General features: G+C 46.9%; 1 protein-coding gene, 2 tRNA genes and 5 rRNA genes. All 8 read right to left on the reverse strand.

Annotated features, from left to right (window positions below; translation table 11 throughout):
- Window positions 1–83: 83 nt before the first annotated feature.
- The 8 genes from KGNDJEFE_RS11620 to KGNDJEFE_RS11655 all read right to left on the reverse strand — a co-directional run bounded on the left by KGNDJEFE_RS11620 (window position 84) and on the right by KGNDJEFE_RS11655 (window position 9721).
- Window positions 84–1331, reverse strand: a complete 1248-nt coding sequence (locus tag KGNDJEFE_RS11620) for an ABC transporter substrate-binding protein (protein ID WP_006441115.1) — start codon at window positions 1329–1331, stop codon at window positions 84–86.
- A 232-nt stretch (window positions 1332–1563) separates the two neighbouring features.
- Window positions 1564–1680: ribosomal RNA gene (gene rrf / locus KGNDJEFE_RS11625) — 5S ribosomal RNA — on the reverse strand.
- Window positions 1681–1748: 68 nt separating this feature from the next.
- A 23S ribosomal RNA gene (locus tag KGNDJEFE_RS11630) occupies window positions 1749–4650 on the reverse strand.
- A gap of 152 nt (window positions 4651–4802) precedes the next feature.
- A 16S ribosomal RNA gene (locus KGNDJEFE_RS11635) occupies window positions 4803–6305 on the reverse strand.
- A 140-nt stretch (window positions 6306–6445) separates the two neighbouring features.
- Window positions 6446–6522, reverse strand: a tRNA-Ile gene (locus KGNDJEFE_RS11640).
- A gap of 16 nt (window positions 6523–6538) precedes the next feature.
- A tRNA-Leu gene (locus KGNDJEFE_RS11645) sits at window positions 6539–6628 on the reverse strand.
- A 6-nt stretch (window positions 6629–6634) separates the two neighbouring features.
- Window positions 6635–6751 (reverse strand): 5S ribosomal RNA (gene rrf / locus KGNDJEFE_RS11650).
- Between the two features lie 68 nt (window positions 6752–6819).
- Window positions 6820–9721: ribosomal RNA gene (locus KGNDJEFE_RS11655) — 23S ribosomal RNA — on the reverse strand.
- The 16S, 23S and 5S rRNA genes sit together here with 2 tRNA genes alongside, the layout of an rRNA operon.
- Window positions 9722–9731 lie beyond the last annotated feature (10 nt).

A 9731-nucleotide genomic window follows, 5' to 3' on the forward strand; every position in this document is an offset into this window, starting at 1 on the left:
TATTTTTTCCAATATAGCACAAAGGATATTCGAAAAAACGAATATCCTTTAGTTTTATTTATTATTCTATTTTATTCTTAGGTTTATTTACCTGGTATTTCTTCAGTCCATATTTTTTCTATTACAGGAACTATTGCTGATGGTAGTTCTGGCTGTCTTTTTGAAAGTAATTCACTCTGAAGTAATGTAGCAGGTCCTATTTCTACACTGTCTAATGTAGCTTTCTGTTCTTCAGAAAGTTTTTCATTATCTAGTACTGGTAAGTCTCCCCAAACTTCTGGTTTGTATTTTTCCATCTGAGATTCAAATCCTAGTATTTCATTTATAACTACCATTGAACCTGCTTTGTTTGGAGCATTTTTAGCTATTGCTAGGAAATGAGTATTTCCTATTGTTCCTTTATCAAATACACAAGTTTTTGTTGATTCAGGGTATGTTCCATTACTTATTAGTGATGATGCATGGTTTGGATTATAACTTACATTGAAGTATAAGCTTCCATCTGCAAACATATTATCCTGCTGAGTTGAGTCAGTTGGATATGTTTCACCTTTTTTCCAAAGGTATGGTTTTAATTCTTTTAGATAGTCCATAGCTGGTTTTATAGCTTCTCTTACAGCTTCTTCATCAGTTGGATCTATGTCTTTTAATTTGTCATATCCTACTTTTTCATATATTATATTTCTTACAAATGCAGAACCTGTAAAGTCTGGTAATGCTGGATATGTAAATTTACCAGGATTTGCTTTAGCAGCTTCTAATAATTCATCCGCATTTTTTATAGGTTTTACTTTATCTGAATTATATTCCATAACAACCTGTGCTTTTCCAAATGGAGCTTCGTATCCATCAGTAGGATATCCAAAGTCTAGTTTTGTATCGTCAGCATCACCATTTACATATTTTTCAAAGTTTGGAAGTTTTTCTGTAAATGGTCCAAATAATAAGTTATTTTCTTTGGCAGTATAGAAGTTTTCTCCATTTATCCATATAACATCTATATTACCTTTTTCTTCGTTAGCCTGTACACTGTTCTGAAGGTTGTTTAATATTTCATCTATATTCATACCAACTCTTTTAACAGTTATATTATGTTCTTTTTTTAATTTCGGAGCAATGTATTTGTCTATGTAGTTGTTTGTCTGATCAGATCCACCCCAACCATAGAATGTTACAGTTGTTCCTTCAGCTTCTTTTAATGCTTCTTCATAAGACATTTTTGTATATTTGTCTTCTGTTGATGATTCTTTCTGGTTTCCTCCAGAAGAACAACCTGTTAATAAAAGAGCTGCTGATAAAACTATTGCCGAAAGTTTTTTTGCAAATTTCATTTTTCTCCTCCTCAATAATATTTTATAAATCCATTTATTATGTTTCTTATATTATGAATTTACTAATTCTATATAATATAAGCTTCTACTTTTAATTATATTATCTATTATATAAAAAATCTATACTATATTAATTTTTTGATTATAATATTTTTTAATATCTATATATAATAATTTTATATATGGATTTTTCTTAATTTTTTTAGATTTATTTTTGCATAAAAAAAAGATTACGTGGCTACGTCCTACTCTCCCAGGGGCCTTCGCCCCAAGTACCATCAGCGATAGAGAGCTTAACTTCTGTGTTCGGAATGGGAACAGGTGTATCCTCTCTTCTATAATAACCACATAATCTTTATTTTCAGAGATTGTACTCTGAAAACTACATACATATTAATCAAATTACCAAATATTTACTTGGTCAAGTCCTCGACCTATTAGTATCGGTAAGCTGCATACATTACTGCACTTCCACCTCCGACCTATCAACCACGTAGTCTTCATGGGGTCTTACTTCCGAAGAATGGGAAATCTTATCTTAAGGCTGGCTTCGCGCTTAGATGCTTTCAGCGCTTATCCGTTCCGTACATAGCTACCCAGCCATGCCTCTGGCGAGACAACTGGTACACCAGCGGTACGTCCACCCCGGTCCTCTCGTACTAAGGGCAGATCCTCTCAAATTTCCTACGCCTGCGACGGATAGGGACCGAACTGTCTCACGACGTTCTGAACCCAGCTCGCGTACCACTTTAATGGGCGAACAGCCCAACCCTTGGGACCTACTACAGCCCCAGGATGTGATGAGCCGACATCGAGGTGCCAAACCTCCCCGTCGATGTGGACTCTTGGGGGAGATAAGCCTGTTATCCCCAGGGTAGCTTTTATCCGTTGAGCGATGGCCCTTCCACTCAGAACCACCGGATCACTAAGTCCGACTTTCGTCCTTGCTCGACCTGTATGTCTTGCAATCAAGCTCTCTTATGCCTTTACACTCTGTGCACGATTTCCGACCGTGCTGAGAGAACCTTTGAGCGCCTCCGTTACCTTTTGGGAGGCGACCGCCCCAGTCAAACTGCCCGCCTGACAGTGTCCCAAGACCTGATTCAAGGCCTCTGGTTAGAGTCCCAGTACTACAGGGGTGGTATCCCAACGGTGGCTCATCCAAAACTGGCGTCCTGGAATCAAAGCCTCCCACCTATGCTGTACATGTAGTACCAAGACCCAATGCCAAGCTACAGTAAAGCTCCATGGGGTCTTTCCGTCCTGTCGCAGGTATCCGGCATCTTCACCGGAATTACAATTTCACCGAGTCTGTTGTTGAGACAGTGCCCAAATCGTTACGCCTTTCGTGCGGGTCGGAACTTACCCGACAAGGAATTTCGCTACCTTAGGACCGTTATAGTTACGGCCGCCGTTTACTGGGGCTTAAGTTCACTGCTTCGATTGCTCTAACAGATCCCCTTAACCTTCCAGCACCGGGCAGGCGTCAGCTCCTATACATCGTCTTGCGACTTAGCAGAAACCTATGTTTTTGGTAAACAGTCGCTTGGGCCTATTCTCTGCGGCCATCTTTCGATGGCACCCCTTATCCCTAAGTTACGGGGTCATTTTGCCGAGTTCCTTAACAACAGTTCTCTCGCTGGCCTTAGGATACTCTCCTCACCCACCTGTGTCGGTTTGCGGTACGGGCGCCTTTAAACTCGATAGAGACTTTTCTCGACAGTGTGAATGCAGATGCTTCGCTACTAAATTTCGCTCCCCGTCACACCCCAGCATTATATCCGTGGATTTGCCTCCGGATACTGCCTCAGTGCTTGGACGTGCATAACCAACAGCACGCTCATCCTGTCCTACTGTGTCATCCCATTTCTCAAACGCTTATTGGCGGTACAGGAATTTCAACCTGTTGTCCATCACCTACGCCTTTCGGCCTCGGCTTAGGTCCCGACTAACCCAGGGAGGACGAACCTTCCCCTGGAAACCTTGGGTTTACGGCCTGTGGGATTCTCACCCACATCTCGCTACTCATGCCAACATTCTCACTTCTTTACAGTCCACATGTCCTTACGGTCATGCTTCTGCCCAGTAAAGAAAGCTCCCCTACCCATCATAAATGATGCCGTGGCTTCGGTAGTAGGTTTTAGCCCCGGAAATCTTCGGCGCAGGATCACTCGACCAGTGAGCTATTACGCACTCTTTGAATGAGTGGCTGCTTCTAAGCCAACATCCTGGTTGTCTGTGCAATCCCACATCCTTTACCACTTAACCTACATTTGGGGACCTTAGCCGACGGTCTGGGCTGTTGCCCTCTCGACCGTGAATCTTATCACCCACGGTCTGACTCCCAGATAAAAGATGACGGCATTCGGAGTTTGATAGTCTTCGGTAGGTGCAATACCCCCTAGGACATTCAGTGCTCTACCTCCGTATCTCTGAATCTGAGGCTAGCCCTAAAGCTATTTCGGGGAGAACCAGCTATCTCCGGGTTCGATTGGAATTTCACCGCTATCCACAAGTCATCCCCGAGCTTTTCAACGCTCGTGGGTTCGGTCCTCCACGAAATTTTACTTTCGCTTCAACCTGCTCATGGATAGGTCACCCGGTTTCGGGTCTACGTCATGCAACTAAACGCTCAGTTAAAACTCGCTTTCGCTGCGGCTGCATACTTGAAGTACTTAACCTTGCTGCATAACGTAACTCGTTGGCCCGTTCTACAAAAAGTACGCGGTCACACAAGAAATGTGCTTCCACAGTTTGTAAGTACAGGGTTTCAGGTTCTATTTCACTCCCCTCCCGGGGTTCTTTTCACCTTTCCCTCACGGTACTATGCGCTATCGGTCACCGGGTAGTATTTAGCCTTGGAGGGTGGTCCCTCCTGCTTCCCACGGGGTTTCACGTGTCCCGTGGTACTCTGGATCATATCGGAAGTCTTCTCACTTCGACTACAGGGCTGTTACCTTCTATGGCGGAGCTTTCCAAAACTCTTCGTCTGTAATAACCTCTTCCTGATGATATGTCCGCAACCCCTAAGAAGCGAACTTCTTAGGTTTGGGCTGTTCCGCGTTCGCTCGCCGCTACTAGCGGAATCGAATTTCTTTCTCTTCCTTCGGGTACTTAGATGTTTCAGTTCCCCGAGTTCCCCTCAACGAGCTATGTATTCACTCGAAGATACCATGACATTACTCATGGTGAGTTTCCTCATTCGGAAATCTATGGATCAAAGTTTACGTGCAACTCCCCATAGCTTATCGCAGCTTATCACGTCCTTCATCGGCTCCCGGTGCCAAGGCATCCGCCCTGCACCCTTAATAACTTGACCAGTTACAGTTTGATATTTTTTTATAAGGTTATCATCCTTATCTATCACATTAAGGAAATAAATGATGTCATATCATAATATATATGTAGTTTTCAAAGTACAGTTTTGAAGGAATGAACCTTCAAAACCGAACAGCAGATAATTCTCCCTAGAAAGGAGGTGATCCAGCCGCACCTTCCGATACGGCTACCTTGTTACGACTTCACCCCAGTTATTGATTCCACCTTCGACGACTTCTCCCAAAAGGTTAGATAGTCGGCTTCGGGTGTCTCCAACTCCCATGGTGTGACGGGCGGTGTGTACAAGACCCGGGAACGCATTCACCGCAGCATTCTGATCTGCGATTACTAGTAACTCCAGCTTCATGTAGGCGAGTTTCAGCCTACAATCCGAACTGAGAATGGCTTTAAGGGATTTGCTCCACCTCACGGCTTGGCTGCCCTCTGTACCACCCATTGTAGCACGTGTGTAGCCCTAGGCATAAGGGGCATGATGATTTGACGTCATCCCCACCTTCCTCCAGGTTATCCCTGGCAGTCTCTCTAGAGTGCCCAACTAAATGATGGCAACTAAAGACAAGGGTTGCGCTCGTTGCGGGACTTAACCCAACATCTCACGACACGAGCTGACGACAACCATGCACCACCTGTCACTTCTGTCCCCGGAGGGAAAGAGGAGATTAGTCCTCGGTCAGAAGGATGTCAAGCCTAGGTAAGGTTCTTCGCGTTGCTTCGAATTAAACCACATGCTCCGCTACTTGTGCGGGTCCCCGTCAATTCCTTTGAGTTTCACACTTGCGTGCGTACTCCCCAGGCGGAGTACTTAATGCGTTAGCTGCGGCACCGAAGGGGGTAACCTCCGACACCTAGTACTCATCGTTTACAGCGTGGACTACCAGGGTATCTAATCCTGTTTGCTCCCCACGCTTTCGTGCCTCAGCGTCAGTTACAGTCCAGAAAGCCGCCTTCGCTACTGGTGTTCCTCCCAATATCTACGCATTTCACCGCTACACTGGGAATTCCGCTTTCCTCTCCTGCACTCAAGTCAGACAGTATCAGGAGCTTACTACGGTTGAGCCGTAGCCTTTAACTCCTGACTTGAAAGACCGCCTACGCACCCTTTACGCCCAGTAAATCCGGATAACGCTAGCCCCCTACGTATTACCGCGGCTGCTGGCACGTAGTTAGCCGGGGCTTCCTCCTCAAGTACCGTCATTATCTTCCTTGAGGACAGAGCTTTACGACCCGAAGGCCTTCATCGCTCACGCGGCGTTGCTGCATCAGGCTTGCGCCCATTGTGCAATATTCCCCACTGCTGCCTCCCGTAGGAGTTTGGACCGTGTCTCAGTTCCAATGTGGCCGATCACCCTCTCAGGTCGGCTACTGATCGTCGCCTTGGTGGGCCGTTACCCCGCCAACAAGCTAATCAGACGCGGGTCCATCCTGTACCGAAAAATCTTTGATATAAAAGTCATGCGACTCTTATATATTATCCCGTATTAGCATACCTTTCGGTATGTTATCCGTGTGTACAGGGCAGGTTACCCACGCGTTACTCACCCGTCCGCCGCTCTTCTCCGAAGAGAATCGCTCGACTTGCATGTGTTAGGCACGCCGCCAGCGTTCATCCTGAGCCAGGATCAAACTCTCAAATAAAAATAGTTTGTTGAAACCTAAATTTCAATTTAAATCCGCTCAGATGTTATCTCAAAATATCTGGCATGGTTTGTATGGCGTTCGAACTATTTGTTCGAACTAAATATATCTGCTGTTCAGTTTTCAAAGTTCATTTAAAGTGGTGGACCATCAGGGACTCGAACCCCAGACCTACCGGTTATGAGCCGGGCGCTCTAACCAACTGAGCTAATGGTCCACTTATATATAAAATATGGTGCCGAAGACCGGAATCGAACCGGTACGGGAGGATAAGTCCCGCAGGATTTTAAGTCCTGTGCGTCTGCCAGTTCCGCCACTTCGGCACATATACGTGGCTACGTCCTACTCTCCCAGGGGCCTTCGCCCCAAGTACCATCAGCGATAGAGAGCTTAACTTCTGTGTTCGGAATGGGAACAGGTGTATCCTCTCTTCTATAATAACCACATAATCTTTATTTTCAGAGATTGTACTCTGAAAACTACATACATATTAATCAAATTACCAAATATTTACTTGGTCAAGTCCTCGACCTATTAGTATCGGTAAGCTGCATACATTACTGCACTTCCACCTCCGACCTATCAACCACGTAGTCTTCATGGGGTCTTACTTCCGAAGAATGGGAAATCTTATCTTAAGGCTGGCTTCGCGCTTAGATGCTTTCAGCGCTTATCCGTTCCGTACATAGCTACCCAGCCATGCCTCTGGCGAGACAACTGGTACACCAGCGGTACGTCCACCCCGGTCCTCTCGTACTAAGGGCAGATCCTCTCAAATTTCCTACGCCTGCGACGGATAGGGACCGAACTGTCTCACGACGTTCTGAACCCAGCTCGCGTACCACTTTAATGGGCGAACAGCCCAACCCTTGGGACCTACTACAGCCCCAGGATGTGATGAGCCGACATCGAGGTGCCAAACCTCCCCGTCGATGTGGACTCTTGGGGGAGATAAGCCTGTTATCCCCAGGGTAGCTTTTATCCGTTGAGCGATGGCCCTTCCACTCAGAACCACCGGATCACTAAGTCCGACTTTCGTCCTTGCTCGACCTGTATGTCTTGCAATCAAGCTCTCTTATGCCTTTACACTCTGTGCACGATTTCCGACCGTGCTGAGAGAACCTTTGAGCGCCTCCGTTACCTTTTGGGAGGCGACCGCCCCAGTCAAACTGCCCGCCTGACAGTGTCCCAAGACCTGATTCAAGGCCTCTGGTTAGAGTCCCAGTACTACAGGGGTGGTATCCCAACGGTGGCTCATCCAAAACTGGCGTCCTGGAATCAAAGCCTCCCACCTATGCTGTACATGTAGTACCAAGACCCAATGCCAAGCTACAGTAAAGCTCCATGGGGTCTTTCCGTCCTGTCGCAGGTATCCGGCATCTTCACCGGAATTACAATTTCACCGAGTCTGTTGTTGAGACAGTGCCCAAATCGTTACGCCTTTCGTGCGGGTCGGAACTTACCCGACAAGGAATTTCGCTACCTTAGGACCGTTATAGTTACGGCCGCCGTTTACTGGGGCTTAAGTTCACTGCTTCGATTGCTCTAACAGATCCCCTTAACCTTCCAGCACCGGGCAGGCGTCAGCTCCTATACATCGTCTTGCGACTTAGCAGAAACCTATGTTTTTGGTAAACAGTCGCTTGGGCCTATTCTCTGCGGCCATCTTTCGATGGCACCCCTTATCCCTAAGTTACGGGGTCATTTTGCCGAGTTCCTTAACAACAGTTCTCTCGCTGGCCTTAGGATACTCTCCTCACCCACCTGTGTCGGTTTGCGGTACGGGCGCCTTTAAACTCGATAGAGACTTTTCTCGACAGTGTGAATGCAGATGCTTCGCTACTAAATTTCGCTCCCCGTCACACCCCAGCATTATATCCGTGGATTTGCCTCCGGATACTGCCTCAGTGCTTGGACGTGCATAACCAACAGCACGCTCATCCTGTCCTACTGTGTCATCCCATTTCTCAAACGCTTATTGGCGGTACAGGAATTTCAACCTGTTGTCCATCACCTACGCCTTTCGGCCTCGGCTTAGGTCCCGACTAACCCAGGGAGGACGAACCTTCCCCTGGAAACCTTGGGTTTACGGCCTGTGGGATTCTCACCCACATCTCGCTACTCATGCCAACATTCTCACTTCTTTACAGTCCACATGTCCTTACGGTCATGCTTCTGCCCAGTAAAGAAAGCTCCCCTACCCATCATAAATGATGCCGTGGCTTCGGTAGTAGGTTTTAGCCCCGGAAATCTTCGGCGCAGGATCACTCGACCAGTGAGCTATTACGCACTCTTTGAATGAGTGGCTGCTTCTAAGCCAACATCCTGGTTGTCTGTGCAATCCCACATCCTTTACCACTTAACCTACATTTGGGGACCTTAGCCGACGGTCTGGGCTGTTGCCCTCTCGACCGTGAATCTTATCACCCACGGTCTGACTCCCAGATAAAAGATGACGGCATTCGGAGTTTGATAGTCTTCGGTAGGTGCAATACCCCCTAGGACATTCAGTGCTCTACCTCCGTATCTCTGAATCTGAGGCTAGCCCTAAAGCTATTTCGGGGAGAACCAGCTATCTCCGGGTTCGATTGGAATTTCACCGCTATCCACAAGTCATCCCCGAGCTTTTCAACGCTCGTGGGTTCGGTCCTCCACGAAATTTTACTTTCGCTTCAACCTGCTCATGGATAGGTCACCCGGTTTCGGGTCTACGTCATGCAACTAAACGCTCAGTTAAAACTCGCTTTCGCTGCGGCTGCATACTTGAAGTACTTAACCTTGCTGCATAACGTAACTCGTTGGCCCGTTCTACAAAAAGTACGCGGTCACACAAGAAATGTGCTTCCACAGTTTGTAAGTACAGGGTTTCAGGTTCTATTTCACTCCCCTCCCGGGGTTCTTTTCACCTTTCCCTCACGGTACTATGCGCTATCGGTCACCGGGTAGTATTTAGCCTTGGAGGGTGGTCCCTCCTGCTTCCCACGGGGTTTCACGTGTCCCGTGGTACTCTGGATCATATCGGAAGTCTTCTCACTTCGACTACAGGGCTGTTACCTTCTATGGCGGAGCTTTCCAAAACTCTTCGTCTGTAATAACCTCTTCCTGATGATATGTCCGCAACCCCTAAGAAGCGAACTTCTTAGGTTTGGGCTGTTCCGCGTTCGCTCGCCGCTACTAGCGGAATCGAATTTCTTTCTCTTCCTTCGGGTACTTAGATGTTTCAGTTCCCCGAGTTCCCCTCAACGAGCTATGTATTCACTCGAAGATACCATGACATTACTCATGGTGAGTTTCCTCATTCGGAAATCTATGGATCAAAGTTTACGTGCAACTCCCCATAGCTTATCGCAGCTTATCACGTCCTTCATCGGCTCCCGGTGCCAAGGCATCCGCCCTGCACCCTTAATAACTTGACCAGTTACAGTT

The sequence above is a fragment of the Peptacetobacter hiranonis genome, assembly GCF_008151785.1.
In the GTDB taxonomy this organism is placed as follows: domain Bacteria; phylum Bacillota; class Clostridia; order Peptostreptococcales; family Peptostreptococcaceae; genus Peptacetobacter; species Peptacetobacter hiranonis.